16 protein-coding genes are annotated in these 17,209 nt (G+C 70.6%); 7 read left to right on the top strand and 9 right to left on the bottom strand.

What is annotated here, in order from left to right; all coding sequences use genetic code 11:
* Positions 1-154 precede the first annotated feature (154 nt).
* Positions 155-631, bottom strand: a complete 477-nt coding sequence (locus HNR30_RS35760; RefSeq protein WP_181614508.1) for an anti-sigma factor family protein — start codon at positions 629-631, stop codon at positions 155-157.
* Position 632: 1 nt separating this feature from the next.
* Complete coding sequence (gene sigE, locus HNR30_RS35755) at positions 633-1,247, bottom strand: RNA polymerase sigma factor SigE (RefSeq protein WP_181614507.1); 615 nt, start codon at positions 1,245-1,247, stop codon at positions 633-635.
* Positions 1,248-1,407: 160 nt separating this feature from the next.
* Between sigE and HNR30_RS35750 the strand changes: the two genes are divergently transcribed.
* Positions 1,408-2,046 (top strand): O-methyltransferase, encoded by a 639-nt coding sequence (locus tag HNR30_RS35750; RefSeq protein ID WP_181614506.1) that lies wholly within the window; start codon positions 1,408-1,410, stop codon positions 2,044-2,046.
* Between the two features lie 9 nt (positions 2,047-2,055).
* Here HNR30_RS35750 and HNR30_RS35745 read toward each other — a convergent pair whose 3' ends face one another.
* Positions 2,056-3,465 (bottom strand): leucyl aminopeptidase, encoded by a 1,410-nt coding sequence (locus HNR30_RS35745; protein ID WP_181614505.1) that lies wholly within the window; start codon positions 3,463-3,465, stop codon positions 2,056-2,058.
* Positions 3,466-3,472: 7 nt separating this feature from the next.
* Positions 3,473-3,640: a DUF3117 domain-containing protein gene (locus tag HNR30_RS35740; protein ID WP_020545024.1), complete on the bottom strand. Its 168-nt coding sequence runs from the start codon at positions 3,638-3,640 to the stop codon at positions 3,473-3,475.
* Positions 3,641-3,818: 178 nt separating this feature from the next.
* Here HNR30_RS35740 and HNR30_RS35735 point away from each other — a divergent pair, with 178 nt between their 5' ends.
* Positions 3,819-4,589: a PaaX family transcriptional regulator gene (locus HNR30_RS35735; protein ID WP_181614504.1), complete on the top strand. Its 771-nt coding sequence runs from the start codon at positions 3,819-3,821 to the stop codon at positions 4,587-4,589.
* On the top strand, positions 4,586-5,362 hold the full coding sequence (locus HNR30_RS35730; RefSeq protein WP_312894871.1) for an enoyl-CoA hydratase-related protein: 777 nt from the start codon (positions 4,586-4,588) through the stop codon (positions 5,360-5,362). The genes HNR30_RS35735 and HNR30_RS35730 overlap by 4 nt, the downstream gene beginning before the upstream one ends.
* Here the strand turns inward: HNR30_RS35730 and HNR30_RS35725 are convergent.
* The 5 genes from HNR30_RS35725 to HNR30_RS35705 are packed head-to-tail and all read right to left on the bottom strand — an operon-like array spanning position 5,350 to position 11,236.
* Positions 5,350-6,525: a Gfo/Idh/MocA family protein gene (locus tag HNR30_RS35725; protein WP_181614503.1), complete on the bottom strand. Its 1,176-nt coding sequence runs from the start codon at positions 6,523-6,525 to the stop codon at positions 5,350-5,352. The two genes, HNR30_RS35730 and HNR30_RS35725, sit on opposite strands and share 13 nt — an antisense overlap.
* A complete protein-coding gene (locus HNR30_RS35720) occupies positions 6,522-7,733 on the bottom strand; it encodes an alpha-L-fucosidase (RefSeq protein WP_181614502.1) in 1,212 nt (403 codons plus the stop codon). Before HNR30_RS35720 ends, HNR30_RS35725 begins: the two co-directional genes overlap by 4 nt.
* On the bottom strand, positions 7,730-9,373 hold the full coding sequence (locus tag HNR30_RS35715) for a type 2 periplasmic-binding domain-containing protein (protein ID WP_181614501.1): 1,644 nt from the start codon (positions 9,371-9,373) through the stop codon (positions 7,730-7,732). The genes HNR30_RS35720 and HNR30_RS35715 overlap by 4 nt, the downstream gene beginning before the upstream one ends.
* An 8-nt stretch (positions 9,374-9,381) precedes the next feature.
* Complete coding sequence (locus HNR30_RS35710; protein WP_181614500.1) at positions 9,382-10,242, bottom strand: carbohydrate ABC transporter permease; 861 nt, start codon at positions 10,240-10,242, stop codon at positions 9,382-9,384.
* 13 nt (positions 10,243-10,255) lie between these two features.
* Positions 10,256-11,236, bottom strand: a complete 981-nt coding sequence (locus HNR30_RS35705; RefSeq protein WP_220134333.1) for an ABC transporter permease — start codon at positions 11,234-11,236, stop codon at positions 10,256-10,258.
* A 178-nt stretch (positions 11,237-11,414) separates the two neighbouring features.
* On the opposite strand from HNR30_RS35705, the gene HNR30_RS35700 reads away from it, so the two are divergent.
* From HNR30_RS35700 to HNR30_RS35685, 4 genes are all read left to right on the top strand, one after another.
* Complete coding sequence (locus HNR30_RS35700; protein ID WP_220134332.1) at positions 11,415-12,431, top strand: hydroxyacid dehydrogenase; 1,017 nt, start codon at positions 11,415-11,417, stop codon at positions 12,429-12,431.
* A gap of 16 nt (positions 12,432-12,447) precedes the next feature.
* Positions 12,448-13,542 carry a LacI family DNA-binding transcriptional regulator gene (locus tag HNR30_RS35695; protein WP_181614499.1) on the top strand — a complete coding sequence of 365 codons (1,095 nt, stop codon included), beginning with the start codon at positions 12,448-12,450 and terminating at the stop codon, positions 13,540-13,542.
* A 66-nt stretch (positions 13,543-13,608) separates the two neighbouring features.
* Complete coding sequence (locus tag HNR30_RS35690) at positions 13,609-14,916, top strand: M60 family metallopeptidase (RefSeq protein ID WP_181614498.1); 1,308 nt, start codon at positions 13,609-13,611, stop codon at positions 14,914-14,916.
* Entirely contained in the window at positions 14,913-17,198 is a 2,286-nt protein-coding gene (locus HNR30_RS35685) for a polysaccharide lyase 8 family protein (protein ID WP_181614497.1), read from the top strand. The genes HNR30_RS35690 and HNR30_RS35685 overlap by 4 nt, the downstream gene beginning before the upstream one ends.
* Positions 17,199-17,209 lie beyond the last annotated feature (11 nt).

Genomic DNA, 17,209 nt, shown 5'->3' with positions numbered 1-17,209 from the left:
CGTCCGGAGTCAGGGCGCGTCTCGTCGGTCATCTAGTTCCTCACTACTCCTTGCTCGGCCACTCGTCATCCTGGCGGGCGGGGCATACGAGATGTGTAAAGCACCGAATCACGATCGTATGCCCCTGACGCCGTTGACTAAGCCAAGGGATGCCCTACGGCACGCTCGTCTTGTGCACCTGCGCAGGAGGCGGACCCGAGGTCTGGTTCGCCGTGGTGACGAAGAGCGTGCCGAGCGCGACGGCGGCGGAGACGACGCCGACGGCCACGTAGGTGGAGCGCCGCTTACGCCCAGGGCCGGAAGAGGCCCCGGAGCCCCTGCTGGGGCGGTTGTCCAAAGGGGCGATGCTGCGCGGGCCAGGCAGCGGCACCCCACCGAAGGTCTTCGGGAAAGGGCGCTCCCTCGGCGGAAGCGGACCGCCGGGCTCGCCCATGAGCAGCAACGACATGGTCAGGTCGGCCGGCATCGCGGGCCCCTCGAGCGAACGCAGGCGCGACTTCAGCGCCCGCATCGACTCCACCTCCTGGCGGCAATCGCTGCAGAAGGTCAGGTGGGCCAGGGCGCGCTCACGTTCCATGTGACTGAGCTCGCCGTCGACCAGTGCGGATACATTCTCTCCAAGATGCGACATATCAGACTTCCTCCCCGCGAGTGCCGAGCGGGGGAAGGTGGCGGGGGGCACGGTGGTCCAGCGCCTCCCGCAGTTGTGCCCTGCCACGGTGGATCCTGCTTCGAACCGTTCCCAGCTTCACGCCGAGCGTGGCCGCGATCTCCTCGTACGACAGCCCCTCGATGTCACACAGCACGACCGCGGCCCGGAATTCCGGAGCCAGGCCGTCGAGAGCCGCCTGGATGTCGGGCTCGAGGTGCGCGTCGTCGAGCGCCTGAGCCGGTGAAGGCTCGCGCCCGCGAAGACGCTCCGCGGCGTCGTCGGCCAGACCCTCGAAGCGGATGCGCTGCTTGCGCCTGGCCATGTCGAGGAACAGGTTCGTGGTGATCCTGTGCAGCCAGCCCTCGAAGGTGCCGGGCGTGTAGCTCGACAGGGATCTGAACACGCGGACGAATACCTCCTGTGTGAGGTCCTCCGCGTCGTGGACGTTGCCGGTCAGCCGGTACGCCAATCGGTACACCCGGGACGAGTGCGTACGCACTACTTCCTCCCAGGTCGGAGGAGTCCACTCAGACACCTGGTGGTCGCTCGCGTCCACCAGTACTCCTCTCTCTGGGACCACCGTCGCTACCGCCATAGTGCCTGGTTTTGTCCCTTCGTGCGAAATGCCGCCGTTGTGGACCGGCAAAGCCCGTTTAAACCTGCAACGCCTTGGGTGGCACTTGAGTTCCCGTCATGGCGTGTCTCCCCTAGGCTGCGATCAGTGATGAATGGCACTAATAGGAGGGAGGAGGCCCATGACCAGTGCGGTAGAAGCCAGCCTGGCCTACGCGGAGCAGTTCTCTCGTGAGGACGAGATCCTGCGCGCCGCCCGGCAACGCGGTCAGGAGATGGGCGCGGTGCCCATCCTTCCCGGCGGCGGCGCGGCACTGTGTGTCCTCGCCACGGCCATCAACGCGCGCTCCGTGGTGGAGATCGGCACCGGATGCGGCGTGTCGGGGTTGTGGCTGCTGCGCGGCATGCGCCCTGACGGCACGCTGACCAGCGTCGATCTCGAACTTGAGCACCAGCGGCTGGCCAAGCAGGCCTTCGCGGAGGCGGGCTTCTCCGGCAGCCGTATCCGGTTGATCACCGGGCGGGCCCTCGACGTGCTGCCGCGCCTGTCCGACGGCGGCTACGACCTGGTGTTCGCCGACGCGGCCAAGCAGGAGTACGCCGACTATCTGGCGGAAGCCGTACGGCTGCTGCGGGTCGGCGGGATCGTGGCCTTCGACAACGCGCTGTGGCACGACCGGGTGGCCGACCCCACGCAGCGCGACCCCGAGACGGTGGCCGTGCGGGAGCTGGGCAAGCTGGTGCAGGCCGACGAGCGGCTGCGCGCGGTGATGCTGCCCGTCGGCGACGGGCTGCTCACCGCGGTCAAGATCAGCGACTGACCCCGCCCGTCAGGCCTGGCCCGACAGCCAGTCGACCAGCACCCTGACGCCGAATCCCGTCGCGCCCTTCGACTGCGTGCCCTCGTCGACCGAGCTGCGGCCGACGCCGGCGATGTCGAGGTGCGCCCACGGCCGTCCGCCGGTGAACTCGCGCAGGAACAGCGCCGCCGTGATCGAGCCCGCGCCGTAGGTGGAGCCGCTCTCGACGTTGGCCAGGTCGGCGATGGCCGACTTGAGCGCCGGCAGGTAGTCGTCGACCAGCGGCATGCGCCACAGCCGGTCACCGGTGTGCTCGCCGCTCTCGGTCAGCTCCTTGCCCAGCGGGTCGTCGGAGGCGTAGAGCCCGCCGACCCCCGCGCCGAGCGCCACGCGGACCGCGCCGGTGAGGGTCGCGATGTCGATCATCACGTCGGGGTCGAGCACCGCGTCGGCGTAGGCCAGCGCGTCGGCCATGACCAGGCGGCCCTCGGCGTCGGTGTTGAGCACCTCGACCGTCTTGCCGCCGTACATGGTGATGACGTCGCTGGGCCGCTGGGCGCTGCCCGACGGCATGTTCTCGGCCGAGGCGATGAGGCCGGTCACCCGCACCCGCACGCCCAGCTCGGCCAGGATGCTCATCACGGCGATGACGACCGCGCCACCGGCCATGTCGGTCTTCTGGAACTTCATGTTCTCGTTCGGCTTGATGGACAGGCCGCCCGAGTCGAAGGTGATGCCCTTGCCGACCAGCACGACGTGCTTGCCGGCGCCCTCGGGCGCGTAGGACAGCTGGATGAGCCGCGGCGGGCTGGCGGACCCCATGCCCACCGCGGAGATGCCGCCGAACCCGTCGGCCGCCAGTGCCTTTTCGTCCCACACCCTGGCCTGCAGTCCCGTCTGGGCGACGGCCTGCTCGGCCAGCCACGCGGGAGTCTTGACGGAGGCCGGGGTGTTGGACAGGTCTCGGGCCAGGCCGACCGCACGGGCGATGGTCTCGCCGCGGCGGATCGCGGCCTCGTCGCCGTCGTGCACGAAGGTCAGCGCGCGCACCGGGGTCTTGCCCGGCGCCCCGATGCGGAAGGAGTAGGCCGCCAGCAGTGCCGCCTCGGCGAACACGGACAGATCCCCGTCGTCCGGAAGCACCACGGTCAGCGCCTTGCGGCCCTTCACCCTCCTGACCAGTGTCGCGGCCGCCTTGCGCAACGCCCTGGGTGAGCCGTCGCCCACGCCGTACAGCAGGATGCGGCCGACGCCGGACCCGCGCGCGACGGGAACTTCGATCACCTCGCCCGGCTCGCCCTTGGCCTCGTAGTGAGCGAAGAGCTCGGCGGCCGGCAGCGGCAGGTCGGGGACGTCGAGGTCACCGGTGTACGGCACCGCGAACAGGTCGACGTCGGCGGGCGGCTCGGCGGCCACGGACAGGCTGGTCTCAATAGGCATCGTGCGACTAGCCGACCACGTTCTTCAGCGCTTCACCCAGCGCCTTGGCTTCGTCGGCCGAGATCTCCACGACGAGCCGGCCGCCACCTTCCAGCGGAACGCGCATGACAATGCCGCGTCCTTCCTTGGTGACCTCGAGCGGACCATCGCCGGTCCGCGGCTTCATCGCCGCCATGCGCGCATCCCTTCCTGCAGTGGGTTCACCGCGACCGGCCGTACCGGCTTGACTCACGGTGCCCGACGCATTCACGTCTTCTGTGATGTCCTATTCTCCCGCATCAGGAGCCCTGATGGGTAACGATCTCCTCCCAGATGCGTTGTAGAGGCTCGCGAACGCGGCCAAACTGGTCCTCGTGAACGCACGCGCCGCGCTGTTCGACCTCTACGGGGACCACCTGCGTCCACGCGGTGGACGAGCCTCCGTGGCCGCTCTCCTCCGGCTGCTCGCGCCGCTCGACATCGCCGCTCCCGCTGTGCGCACCGCCGTTTCGCGCATGGTTCGCCAGGGGTGGCTGAGGCCGCTGAGGCTGGCTCAGGGACCGGGCTACGGGCTCACTCCCAAGTGCGTTACTCGCTTGGACGAGGCCGCGCTGAGAATTTACCGAGCTGGAACGCTCGACTGGTCCGGAAGATGGCATCTGATCGTCTTCGAGCCCGTGCGCGAGCGGCCCCGCCGCGAACGCCTGCGGGCGGACCTGGCCTTCCTCGGTTACGCCCCGCTCTCGGAGACGACCTGGATCGGCCCGCGCCCTTCGCCCGAGCTGGATCCCCTGCTGACGCCGCACCGGGCCGACTGCTTCGAGGCCGTGCTCGACGGCGATCCGCGCGAGCTCGTGGCCCGCGCGTGGGACCTGACGGCCATCGGCCAGGCGTACGAGCAGTGGCTGACGGAGGCGGTCGCCCTCATCGGCGCCCTGCCCTTCGACGCCACGCCGAACGAGGTCTTCGCCACCCGCAGCAGGCTGGTGCACGGCTGGCGTAACTTCCTGTTCCGTGACCCGGGCCTGCCCGCGCAGTTGTTACCGGCCGGCTGGCCCGGTGAGAAGGCGCGGGCCTACTTCGAGCAGGAGGCGGCCCGCCTCATGCCGGCCGCCGCAGCGTTCGTCGACCAGGAGTTGAAGTGATTTCTTACGAGGTATCCGAGCAGGTCGCCACCGTCACCCTCGACCGGCCCGACGCGATGAACTCCCTCACCGTCGAGATGAAGACCGGCCTGCTGGAGGCGCTGACCGACGCCGCCTCGGACGCCGGGGTGCGCGCCGTGCTGCTCACCGGCTCGGGCCGCGCCTTCTGCGCGGGCCAGGACCTGCAGGAGCACGCCGCCAACCTGGAGGCGGGCCGCGGCCTGGCCGGCACCGTGCGCCTGCACTACAACCCGGTCGTCGAGCTGCTCACCACGATGGACAAGCCCGTGGTCGCGGCGGTGAACGGCGTGGCGGCCGGGGCGGGCGCCTCGCTGGCCTTCGCCTGCGACCTGCGCGTCGCCTCCGACCGGGCCAAGTTCGCCATGGCCTTCGCCGGCATCGGCCTGGCTCCCGACTCCGGCGCCTCCTGGACCCTGCAACGCCTGGTCGGGCCCGGCCGGGCGGCCGAGATGCTGCTGCTCGGCGAGGTCGTCGACGCCGCCCGCGCCCTGGAGCTCGGGCTGGTCAACCGGGTCGTGCCGGGCGACGAGCTGGGCAAGGCGGCACGTGAGCTGGCCGTACGGCTGGCGCAGGGGCCGACGGCCGCCTTCGCCGCCACCCGCAGGGCGCTGCGTCACGCGGCCACCCATTCCCTCAGCGAGTCTCTTGAGCTGGAGGCCGTGCTGCAGGACGAGTGCGCCGCCACCGAGGACCACCTGGCCGCCACCCGCGCCTTCCTGGCCAAGCAGCAGCCCACCTTTCAGGGGCGCTGAGCGGCCTGACCTGACTCGAAGTACGTCACCAGCCCGGGATCCAGCTCCGGCACCTCCATCGGGGCGCCGCCGTTCCTGAGCGAGGCGGTCGCCTGGATGCCGGCCGCGACGCTCATCCTGGCCGCGACGGGCGAGGTCTCGGTCGGCCCGCCGTGCCGTACGAAACGGAAGAACTCGGCCAGGATCCGCGGGTCGGCCCCGCCGTGGCCGCCGTCGGCCGCGGGGATCTCGTGGACGGCGTCGGCGTCCTCGCGGTAGCCGGAGCGGCGGGCGTTCCAGACCTTGACCGCTCCGCCCGGCCCGTTGCCGAAGTTCTCCAGGCGTCCCGCGTCGCCGATGACCGTGTAGTTGCGCCAGTAGTCGGGCGTGAAGTGGCACTGCTGGTAGGCGCCGATGACGCCGTTGTCGAGCACCATGTTCATCACCGACACGTCCTCGACGTCGACCTCGGGGTTGAGCCCCGTCTGCGAGAGCGGCGGCCAGTTGGCCGCGGGCGCGAACCAGTCGTCAGGCTTGGCGGTGCCGGGGGCGCGGCGCGGCAGGGGGCCGTAGACCATGAGGTCGCCGAAGGCCTGCACGCGGCGGGTGTAGCCGCCGGCCAGCCAGTGCACGACGTCGAGGTCGTGGGCGGCCTTCTGCAGGAGCAGGCCGGTGACGCGGGATCGTTGCGCGTGCCAGTCCTTGAAGTAGAAGTCGCCGCCGTGGCCGACGAAGTGGCGCACCCAGACGCTCTTGACCGCGCCGATGTCGCCGCGCTGGATGATCTCGCGCATCAGGCGGACGACCGGCATGTGGCGCATGTTGTGGCCCACGTACAGCCGGGTGCCGCTGTCGCGTGCCGTACGGAGGATCTGGTCGCAGCGGTCGAGGGTGATGTCGAGCGGCTTCTCGACGAACGCGGGCACTCCGGCGCGCAGGATCTCGCAGGCGAGGTCAGCGTGGGTGTCGTCGGGCGTGAGCAGCAGCACCGCGTCGATGTCGCCGAGCATCTCGCGGTGGTCGGCGTACGGCTTGGCGTCGAATCGCCGCGCGCCCTCCTGCCTGAGCACGGGGTCGAGCTCGGCGACGGCGGTCACGCGCGAGCCGTGGCCGGGCCGGTGGGCGACGGCGGCGAGGTTGCCGCGCAGGCCCAGGCCGATCACGCCGATTCTGAGGTCGGTCATCGCAGGAACATCTCAATCACGGGAACGGTCACGTCGGGCCGGGTGACGGGCAGCTGGAGGGTGAGCGTGTCGTCGGGCACACCCCTCAGGTAGTGGTGGAACGGCTCGTCGGGGTCGAGCTGGACCATCTGGACCTCCGAGGCGTCGTGGAGGAACTGCGCATAACGCACCTTCCCCGCGAGGCCGGGAAGGAAAAGATGCTTCAGCGGCCACGACAGCAGGTGCAGGTAGAGGCGATCGCCGCGCTGGGTGTAGCGGCAGTCCTGCGGCGGGGTGAACGCCGAGGCGCCCGCGCCGTGGATCGCTCGGCCGTGCAGCCGCATCCACTCGCCGACCCCGGCCAGCCGATCGAGGGCACGGGGCTCGAACTCGCCGCGCGCGTTGGGCCCGACGTTGAGCAGCATGTTGCCGCCCTTGGAGACGGTGTCGACCAGCATCTTCAGCAGCAGGTCGACCGGCTTCCAGTCGAGATTGTCGCGGTGGTAGCCCCAGCTGCCGTTGAGGGTCTGGCATGCCTCCCAGATCCCGGCGCCCGGCAGGCCGCCCGGCGGGATGACCTGCTCGGGGGTGCGGAAGTCGCCGGTGCCCAGGCCGAGCCTGTTGTTGATCAGGATGTCGGGCTGCAGGGAACGCACCAGCTTTTCCAGCTCGGCGGAGCGCCACTCGGCCGGACCCTTGGCGCCGAAGCCGCGGCCCTCGTAGGAGAAGTCGAACCACATGGTGTCGATGCGGCCGTAGTTCGTGAGCAGCTCGCGGACCTGGCCGTGCATGTACTCCGTGTACGTGGCGACGTCGCGCTCGCCGAGATCCTCGTCACGCCGCGGGTGATAGAGGTCGTTGGGGAAGTCGGGGTGGTGCCAGTCGAGCAGCGAGTAGTACAGCCCCACCCGCAGGCCCCTGGAGCGGAAGGCGTCCAGCATCGGGCCCAGCAGGTCGGTCCTGGCCTTGTACCCGGTGAGCGCGGAGTCCCACAGGCAGAAGCCGTCGTGGTGCTTGGTGGTGACGACCAGGTACTTCATCCCCGCCCGCACCGCCGTGTCCGCCCAGGCCTCCGGGTCGTACAGGTCGGGATCGAAGTGGTCGAAGTAGCGCTGGTAGTGCTCATCGCTCATCCGCTCGTAGGACTTGACCCACTCGTGGCGCGCGGCCGCGGCGTAGATGCCCCAGTGGATGAACATCCCGAACCGGGCGTCGGTGAACCAGCTCATGACGCCGCCAGCACCTCCTCGAACTCCTTGCGCGCCTGGTCGCCGCCCGCCGCGCGCCAGTCCTTCACGAGCTGGTCGTAGTCGCTCATCGGGGCGCGCCCTGCCATGATCGAGGTGAGCCTGTCGACGCGCATGGTCGACAGCGACTCCAGCTTGTTCTCGTAGGCCGGGGAGTACAGGCCGGTGGTCGGGTCCTCCACGCCGACGGCGATGAGCCTGCTGATCGCGTCGTGCTGGATCCTGACCGCGTCGGCCGAGGTGGCGTCGAAGACCGGCTGCGTGGGGGCGGCCAGGTACTTCCACGGCACCGTGGTGTCCTTGGCGCCCTGCTCGGTCAGCACCGGGTTGCCCTTGTCGTCGCGGGTGTAGTCGGTGCCCTCGACGCCGTAGTTGATGAGCGTGTACTCCTCGCTGCCGAAGGGCGAGGCGAAGAAGTCGGCGACGCGCAGGACCTCCTTGACCTTGGCCTCGTCGGCCTTCTTCACGAAGTTGGTGGCGAAGGCGATGTTGTTCATGAAGGCCACGGCCTTGCCCCCGAAGGGCACGAGCGGACGCGGGTCGGCCTTCTGGTCGATCTTCTTCTGCGTCTGCAGGTATCCGGCCGCGCCCAGGTAGGCGGGCAGGCCGTCGTAGGTCATGGCGGCGCCGCCGGAGTTGAAGGTGTTCTTGCGCTTGAGGGTGTCGAAGCCCTCGGAGCCGGGGTAGATGATGCCGGCCTCGCGCAGCTTGATCACGTACTCGACGGCGGCGCGGTACTCCTCGGTCTCGAAGCCCGCGGTCAGCTTGCCCGTCGCCTTGTCGAGCCTCCAGCCGTTGGGCGCGCCGAACAGCTGGGAGAAGATCGACAGGCCGAACAGGCCGCCGGTGGCGGTGACGACGCCCCACCGCTTCCTGGCCGGGTCGGTGACGGCCTTGAGCGCCTCGAAGAGCCGGTCCATGTCGATGATCTGCGCCAGGTCGGTGACCCCGGCCTCCGCGAGGATGTCGGCCCGGTAGAAGCCCAGGCCGCCGACCAGGTTGCGGGGCACGGGGATGCCGTAGAGCTTGCCGCCGACGACGCCCTGCTTCCAGAAGATCTCCGGGATGGCGGCCAGGTTCGGGTACTCCTTGACCGCGTCGCCGCCGAGCAGCGTGGTCAGGTCGGCGCACTGGCTGGCGGCGAAGGCCGGCAGATTGTTGACGCCCTGGGTGGCGATGTAGGGGAACAGGTCGGGCAGGCTGTTGCCGGCGACCATGGTGTTGAACTTGGTGGCCCAGTCGTCGGCGGCCACGACGGTGAGCTCGACCTTGCCGCCGAGCCGCTTCTCCATCTCCTGCCAGGCCGGGTTCTGCTCGCGGCCGGGGGGCGGCGGGGAGAAGGTCTGCGAGGCCGCGGTGATGGTGCCGCCCGACATGGGCGGCTTGGCCACGGCCTTGAACAGCTCCTTGGGGTAGGTGAAGTAGCCCTCGGGCACGCCGGCGGCGTTGCCCGGGAGGTCGGGCTTGAGCGCGCCCGCCAGGGGCGTGTACGCGGGGAGCTTGATCGTCAGGCCCTGGGCCTTGGCGGCGGGGGCGGCTGCCCCGCCGGAACCGCAGGCCGCGAGGGCGGCCACGGACAGCGCGGTGGAGGCACTGAGTCGGAGGAATCCACGACGGTTCATCTGAGTCCTTAACCCTTGATGGCGCCGGTGAGAACGCCCTTGGTGAAGTAGCGCTGGAGGAAGGGGTAGACGAGGAGGATCGGGACGATGGCGACGACGAGCACCGCCATCTGGATCGCCTGGACGGGCGCGGGCGCCTCCGACGACGCGATGCTCTCGAGCGTCCGTCCCTGCAGCACGAAGCTGCGCAGGATGAGCGGCAGCGGCCACTTCTCGGTGTCGTCGAGGTAGAGCAGGGCGTTGAAGAAGGCGTTCCAGTAGGCGACGGCGTAGAAGAGGGAGACGACGGCCAGCACCGCCTTCGACAGCGGCAGCACGATGCGGACCAGGATGCGCAGGTCTCCCGCCCCGTCCATGCGGGCGCTCTCCAGGAGCTCGCCCGGCAGGCCCATGAAGAACGAGCGCAGCACGACCAGGTTGAAGGCGCTGACCAGGCTCGGCAGGACGAGGGCTCCGAAGGTGTTGAGCAGCCCGAGCTCCTTGACCAGCAGGAAGTTGGCGATGATGCCCGGGTTGAAGAGCATGGTGAACAGGGCGACCATCAGGATGATCCGGGAGCCGGTGACCTCGCGGCGGCTCAGGCCGTACGCCATGCCGATGGTGGCGCACACGCTGGCCAGGGTGCCGGCGGCGGTGACCAGGACGCTGATCAGCAGGGCGCGGGTGACCGTGCCGCCGTCGAAGATCGCACGGTAGGCGTCGAAGGTGGGGTCGGTGGGCAGCAGGACGAAGCCGCCGCTGCGCGCGATCTGCACCTCGTCCGACAGGCTCGTGCCGAGCACGCCGACGAACGGGTAGATCACCAGGAGGGTGACGCCGAGCAGCACCGCGCCCTTGGCGACCAGGCCGGGCGTGCTGGGCTTCTCCATCCACGCGGGACGTTCACTTCGCGGCACCGCGGTACACCCCCTCGTGGCCCAGCAGGTGGGCGACCTTGTTGGCGCCGAGTACCAGGGCCGCGCCGACGACCGCCTTGAACAGGCCGACCGCCGCCGCCGCGCCCCACTGACCGTCGCGCACGCCGTAGTGGTAGATGAAGGTGTCGAGCACCTCGCCCGCCTCGGCGCCGACCGCGTCGCGCTGCAGCAGGATCTGCTCGAAGCCGACCGACAGGATGCTGCCGAGGTTGAGGATGAGCAGCAGGATGACGATCGGGGTGATGCCGGGCAGCGTGACGTGCCACAGGCGCCGCCACCGGCCCGCGCCGTCCATCGCCGCGGCCTCGTAGAGCTCCTGGTTGATGGAGAGCAGCGCGGCCAGGAAGATGATCGTTCCCCAGCCGGCGTCCTTCCACAGCAGCTGCAGGGTGACCAGCAGCGGGAAGGTGTCGGGGTCGGTCATCATGTCCCAGCGCGGCAGCCCGACCCCGGCCAGGAGGTCGGGCAGGACACCCGCGCCGCCGAGGATCTGCTGGAAGATCGAGACGATGATCACCCAGCCGATGAAGTGCGGCAGGTAGACCACGCTCTGCACGAATCTGCGGATCTTCTCGCTCATCACGCTGTGCAGCAGCAGCGCCAGCGCGATCGGGGCGGGGAAGAACAGCACGAGCTGGGTGACGGTGATCTGCAGGGTGTTGACGATCGAGTCCCAGAACCTGGAGTCGGAGAAGACGGTCGCGAAGTTCTGCAGGCCCACCCACGGGCTGTTCAGGTAGCCCAGGTAGGGCTGGTAGTCCTGGAAGGCCACGACGTAGCCGAACAGCGGCGCGTAGTGGAAGACCAGGAAGTACAGCAGTCCCGGCAGGGCGAGCATGAGCATGACCCGGTCGCGCCAGATCCTGCGGTGCAGCGGCGGCCGGGCTTTCTTCTCCGGTACGGCAGGCGCCACCACCGGGGCGGTCCGCGGAGGGGAAATCGTCATGCGTGGTCCTTCCAGTTGGCGAGGACCGTAGTAAGCGGTTTCTAGTTTCGTCAAGACCCTGCTCACAATCCGATGTGCCGATCCGGCGTTTTCCATGGACAGGCGCTTGACGGGACATCGGAATCCCCCTAGCGTGCCGCTTCATCCATAGAACGCGCTTACTATCGGGGAGCACGACGTGCAGGAAGACAGGGCGCCCGCCGGGCCCCGGCGGCCGCGAGCGGCGCTGGCCATGGGAGCGGGGGTGCGGGACTCGGTCTTCGGGACGGAGGCGCTCGGACGCCTGGCCGATCTGGTGGACCTGCACCAGGAGGTGGTCACGGGCCCCGACAGCGCCCCGCTGGCCGACGCCGAGGTGCTGGTCACCGGCTGGGGCGCACCGGCGGTCGACGACAGGCTGCTGGCCAGGGCGCCGCGGCTGCGCTTCATCTCGCACGCCGCCGGCACCGTGAAGACCTTCGTCGATCCGTCGGTGTTCGGGCGCGGCGTCAGGGTCTCCAGCGCCGCCGACGCCAACGCCGTCCCGGTCGCCGAGTTCACCTTCGCCGCGATCGTCTTCGGCGCCAAGCGCGCCTTCACCATGGCCGAGCGCTACCGCACCAGCGGAACCAAGCGGGACTTCTCCGGCATGCCGTGGCTGGGCACCCACGGGATCACCATCGGCCTGGTGGGCGCCTCGCGGATCGGCAGGCGGGTCCTCGCGCTCCTGCGGGGCCTGGACGCCGACCTGCTGGTCTACGATCCGTACGCCGACCCGGTCGAGATCGCCGGGCTCGGCGCCCGCGTCGTGGAGCTCGACGAGCTGCTGCGCCGCTCCCACGTGGTGAGCCTGCACGCGCCAGAGACCCCGCGGACCGCCGGCATGCTCGACAAGGAACGGCTGGCGCTGCTGCCCGACGGCGCGGTGGTGGTCAACACCGCCAGGGGATCGCTGATCGACCACGACGCCCTGGTCGCCGAGGTGACGGCCGGGCGGCTCGACGCCGTGCTCGACGTCACCGACCCGGAGCCGCTCCCGGCCGGACACGCCTTCTTCGGCCTGTCCAACGTCTTCGTCACGCCGCATCTGGCGGGGGCGCAGGGCAACGAACTGGCCAGGCTGGCGGACTCCGCGCTGCGCGAGGTGGCCCGCTACTGTTCCGGAGCACCGCTGCGGCACGAGATCCATGCCGACGAACTCGGCAGAATAGCGTGAGGGACGAGGAGGCAAGATGAGCGAGGCGACCATCGCCGACGTGGCCAGGCTGGCCGGGGTGTCCAGCGCGACCGTCTCGCGCGTGATCAACCGCAACTACCCGGTCGCCGAGTCGACGCGGGCCAGGGTCGAAGCGGCCATCAGCGAGCTCGGCTACGTCGCCAACGCCCACGCCCGCGCCCTGGCCGGCGCGACCAACCGCACGGTCGCGATCATCATCAACGACCTGATCGACCCGTTCTACGCCTACATCGCCAGGGGCGTCGAGCGCGAGGCCACCGCCCAGGGCAGGCTCTGCCTGGTCTGCTGCACGCACGGCAGCCACGAGCAGGAGCTGGCGCTCATCGACCTGCTCCACGAGCAGCGGGCCGACGCGGTCATCCTGGTCGGCGGCGCCTACGAGGACCGCGCCTATGCCGCCCAGGTGGCCAAGCGGGCCAGGGCGCTGCATGCCAGCGGCTCCACGCTGGTGTTGTGCGGGCGTCCCGGAGTGGGCGACGACGCGCCGACGAAGGTCGTGGAGTACGACAACGAGGGCGGCGCGTTCGCCATCACCGACTACCTCATCACCCAGGGACACCGGCGGGTGTTGTTCCTCGGCGGGCCCTCGCTGTTCTCCACCACGATCGCCCGCCTGGCCGGGCACCGGCGCGCCCTGGAGCTGCGCGGCCTGCCGTACGACGAGAGCCTGATCAGTCCTGGGCCGCTCAGCCGCCGGTTCGGCTACGAGCGGACCAGGGAGCTGCTCGCCGAGGGGCCCGGGTTCACCGCGATCTTCGCGGCCAACGACAACGTGGCCGCCGGGGCGATGCAGGCGATCGAGGCGGCGGGACTGTCGGTGCCCGCCGACATCTCGGTGGCCGGCTACGACGACGTGCCCCTGGCCCAGGAGTTGCGGCCGCAGCTGACCACCGTGCGCATCCCGCTGGAGGAGATGGGACGCCAGGCCGTCCAGCTCGCGCTGGGCGTCGCCGACGGCAGCGACTACCTGTCGCCGGTGCGCACCACGACTCGGGTCGGCACCAGCATCGTGGTGCGCCAGTCGGTCGGAGCACCCTCCGCGAAGAAGGCGCTTGCGGCGGCCTCCGGGAGAAAACGCGCAGGTCGCTGATAGAAACGTCTAGAAAGAAATAGCAAGGTCTTGACGTTCGATAGTAAGCGTTTTCATGCTCTCGCCATGAATCTCGAGCTGAACCGCCGCCGTTTCCTCACCGTCACCGGCCTGGCGGGAGCCGCCGCCCTCGCGGTGCCCGCCGTACCCGCCCTGGCCGATCCCGCGCGGCGCACCGTCGTGCTCCGGGCCAGGGTGGCCGCCGAGAGCGAGCGGCTGCGCCTGCAGCAGGCGCTGGGCACCACCGACTTCCACCCCACCGGCGTGCACCTGCCCGCCGCAACGCCGCTGACCCTGCGGGTGGAGGCCCCCGACGGGCTGCTGCCGACGCTGCACGTCGGCGCGCCCGACACCCACCAGGACGTGACCTACAAGCAGCCGCGCGCCTATCCGCTTGTCGCCGGCGAGAACACCGTGCAGGACCCGGGCGGCGGCATGGTCTACCTGAAGATGATCGGCCACGGCCAGCGTGCCCGCGTCAAGTTCCTGTCCGGCGGCGTCATGGCGCCCGTCTTCGAGCTCGGCAGGACCACGGCCGAGCAGTTCCAGGCCCAGCTCGACACCCTGACCGACGCCCCGCAGGTGGAGCTCGTCTCCCGCCATGCCATCGTCACCGTCACCCGCGAGGGCATGCTGGCCTGGCGCGGCGAGGACCGCACCGCGCACCTGGAGCTGCTGGAGACGATCATCGCCTCGCACGCCGCGATCTCCGGCCTGCGAGCCGGCGAGCGCAGCCCGCTCCCCTTCCACCTGGTGGAGGCGCCGCGCATGCCCACCGGCGCGGGCGCCTACGCCACCCACGGCTGGACCGCCTACCCGCGCACCTACCTCGACCGGCTGCTGTCCGTGGAAGGCCTGCGCACCCGCGGCTGGGGCGTCTACCACGAGCTCGGCCACCAGCATCAGCAGATGGCCTACAAGCCCACCGACCTCACCGAGGTCACCGTCAACATCTACGCCCTGGCCGCCCAGCGGGCCCTCGGCCAGCAGTCGAACCTCACCAGGCCCGACGCCAGGACCGGCCTGACGCCCTACGAGAGCGGCCTGGCCAAGCTGCCCGCCGCCGACTTCACCAAGCTCGGCGCCTTCGAGAAGCTGGTCCCCTTCCGCCAGCTGGAGCTCGCCTTCGGCGACGACTTCTGGCCGCGCCTGCACCAGGTGGTGCGGCTCGAGAACCCGCCGTCGGACTGGACGGAAAGCGCCAGGCGCTGGGGCTACCTGGCCGTCTACACCTCCAGGATCGCCGGACGCGACCTGCGTGCCTTCTGGCAGCGCTGGGGCGCGCCGCTGACGGCCGAATGGCTCGACGCCGTCGCCGCCCTCGGCCTGCCGGCACCGGACTCCGACCCCGCCACCCTGAGCGAGAGCGCATGAGAGTGACCAGGCGCACCGCTTTCGGCCTCGGCGCGGGAACGTTGCTGCTCCCGCTGATCCCGGCCGGGGCGAGCGCGCAGACCGAGTTCGACACGCTGCGTGCCAGGGCGGCGGCGCTCATCACCGGCGGGGCCTTCGACGCCGCCGACCCCGCCTTCGCCGCTCCCCTGGCGCGGCTCGGCCAGTCGGCAGCGGGCCTGAGGCGCACGCTCGTCACCGCCGCGAACCGTACACACCTGTGGCCCGACCTGCCGCTGACCGGCGTCTCCGGCGACATCGCCTCCAGCTACACCCGGCTGCGCACGCTCGCCGCCGCCTGGGCCACCCCAGGCACCACCCAGTACGGCGACGCCGGCCTGGCCGGGCTCGTCCTGGACGGGCTCGACTTCCTGTACGGCCACGCCTACAACGAGTCCAAGCGGGAGCTGGGCAACTGGTGGCACTGGGAGATCGGCGCGCCCAAAGCGCTGATGGACACCTGCGTGCTGCTGCACGACCTGATCACCCCCGAGCAGCGGGCGGCCTGGATCCGGGCGGTCGACCGCTTCTGTCCCGACGCCGACCGGCGCACCAACCTGAACGACTTCGCCGAGACCGGGGCCAACCGCGCCGACAAGGCGCTCATCGTGGCCCTGCGCGGCATCGTGGGCCGCAGCCCCGACCGGCTCGCGCTGGCCCGCGACGGCCTGTCGAGCCTGCGCGACGGCGGGAAGCACAGCCTGTTCGGCTACGTCACCAGGGGCGACGGCTACTACGAGGACGGCTCGTTCGTCCAGCACGACGACATCGCCTACACCGGTTCCTACGGCGTCGTGCTGCTCGGCTCGGTCAGCACGATCCTCGCCCTGCTCGCCGGATCGAGCTGGGCGGTCACCGACCCGAAGGTGAACGTCGTGCTCGACTCGATCGAGCGCACCTACGCTCCCTGGATCCACGACGGGCTGATGATGGACAGCGTGCGTGGTCGGGGCGTCTCCCGGCAGTTCGGCCGCGACCAGCACGTCGGCGCCGACACGATCGGCTCCGTGCTGCTGCTGGCCGACGGCGCGCCCGAGCCGTACGCCACCCGCTTCCGCGAGCTGTGCGCGGGCTGGATCGAGCGCGGGAGCTTCCTCGAACACGCCGGGGTGGCCGCCACCGCCAGGGCCGCGGCCCTCACCGCGCGGCCCGCTCCCCGGCCGGTCACGCACCGCGTCTTCGCCGACATGGACCGGGTGGTCCACCGGCGGGCCGGCTGGTCGGCGGCGCTCAGCCTGTCGTCCAGGCGCATCGCGGGCTACGAGTGCGGCAACGGCGAGAACTACCGGGGCTGGTACCAGGGCGACGGCGTGCTCTACCTCTACCTCGACCAGGACCACTACACCCGCGACTACTGGCCGACCGTCGACTCCTACCGGCTGCCGGGCACCACCGTGGACACCAGGCCCCGCACTCCGGCCGTCTCCTCGGGCGGCACCGGCACCTTCGGCCCCGGCAACGCCTGGGCGGGCGGCGTCGTGCTCGACGACCACGGCTTGGCCGGGCTCGACCTGATGGCCATGGGCTGCACGCTGCGGGCCAGGAAGTCGTGGTTCTTCCTCGACGACGCGATCGTCTGCCTGGGCGCCGGGATCACCAGCACCGACGGGCGCACGATCGAGACCGTGGTGGAGAACCGCGGCACGTCGGGCACGCTGGTGCTGGAGGAGGGCTGGGCACATCTGGAGGGGGTGGGCGGCTACGCCTTCCTGGACCGGGAGCCGGTGAGGTCGCTGCGCGAGAGCCGTACGGACCACTGGCGGGCCATCGACGACGGCGTCTCCACGGGCGGGACGACCGATCCGGTCACGAGGGAGTATGTGACGCTCTGGTACGACCACGGGGTCTCCCCCGCGGGCGCTTCGTATGCCTACGCGGTCCTGCCCGGCGCCACCCCGCACGGGACCAGGCGCTGGCGGGGCGCGCAGGTGCTGGCCAACACCGCGCAGGCGCAGGCCGTGCGCGCGGGCGGGCTGGTCGGGGCGAACTTCTGGAGCCCGGGTACGGCCGGCGGCGTCACCGCCGACGCGCCCTGCGCCGTGCTCGTGAGCCGCGAGGGCGAGCACGTCCGCGTGGCCGTGTCCGACCCCGGCAGGACCGTCGCCACGGTGACGATCACCCTCGACCACCCGGCGCTCGGCCTGGTCAGCGCCGACGACACGGTCACCGTGCGGACCGGGCGCCGCCCGGCGATCACCGTCGACCTGGCGGGCTCGCGCGGGCATACGCACACCGCCCACCTCACCGTCCCACCTCACCTCTAGGAGCCCCCGCC

The organism is Nonomuraea soli, from assembly GCF_013761175.1.
Classification (GTDB): Bacteria; Actinomycetota; Actinomycetes; order Streptosporangiales; family Streptosporangiaceae; genus Nonomuraea; species Nonomuraea soli.
The sequence above is the reverse complement of the archived record's forward strand: the minus strand, read 5'-3'. Positions and strand labels throughout refer to the sequence as shown.

Bases quoted from the DNA above. Each gene is read 5' to 3' on its own strand.
- HNR30_RS35760 (WP_181614508.1), bottom strand. From the start codon at position 631: ATGTCGCATCTTGGAGAGAATGTATCCGCACTGGTCGACGGCGAGCTC.
- sigE (WP_181614507.1), bottom strand. From the start codon at position 1,247: ATGGCGGTAGCGACGGTGGTCCCAGAGAGAGGAGTACTGGTGGACGCG.
- HNR30_RS35750 (WP_181614506.1), top strand. From the start codon at position 1,408: ATGACCAGTGCGGTAGAAGCCAGCCTGGCCTACGCGGAGCAGTTCTCT.
- HNR30_RS35745 (WP_181614505.1), bottom strand. From the start codon at position 3,465: ATGCCTATTGAGACCAGCCTGTCCGTGGCCGCCGAGCCGCCCGCCGAC.
- HNR30_RS35740 (WP_020545024.1), bottom strand. From the start codon at position 3,640: ATGGCGGCGATGAAGCCGCGGACCGGCGATGGTCCGCTCGAGGTCACC.
- HNR30_RS35725 (WP_181614503.1), bottom strand. From the start codon at position 6,525: ATGACCGACCTCAGAATCGGCGTGATCGGCCTGGGCCTGCGCGGCAAC.
- HNR30_RS35720 (WP_181614502.1), bottom strand. From the start codon at position 7,733: ATGAGCTGGTTCACCGACGCCCGGTTCGGGATGTTCATCCACTGGGGC.
- HNR30_RS35715 (WP_181614501.1), bottom strand. From the start codon at position 9,373: ATGAACCGTCGTGGATTCCTCCGACTCAGTGCCTCCACCGCGCTGTCC.
- HNR30_RS35710 (WP_181614500.1), bottom strand. From the start codon at position 10,242: ATGGAGAAGCCCAGCACGCCCGGCCTGGTCGCCAAGGGCGCGGTGCTG.
- HNR30_RS35705 (WP_220134333.1), bottom strand. From the start codon at position 11,236: ATGACGATTTCCCCTCCGCGGACCGCCCCGGTGGTGGCGCCTGCCGTA.
- HNR30_RS35695 (WP_181614499.1), top strand. From the start codon at position 12,448: ATGAGCGAGGCGACCATCGCCGACGTGGCCAGGCTGGCCGGGGTGTCC.
- HNR30_RS35690 (WP_181614498.1), top strand. From the start codon at position 13,609: ATGAATCTCGAGCTGAACCGCCGCCGTTTCCTCACCGTCACCGGCCTG.
- HNR30_RS35685 (WP_181614497.1), top strand. From the start codon at position 14,913: ATGAGAGTGACCAGGCGCACCGCTTTCGGCCTCGGCGCGGGAACGTTG.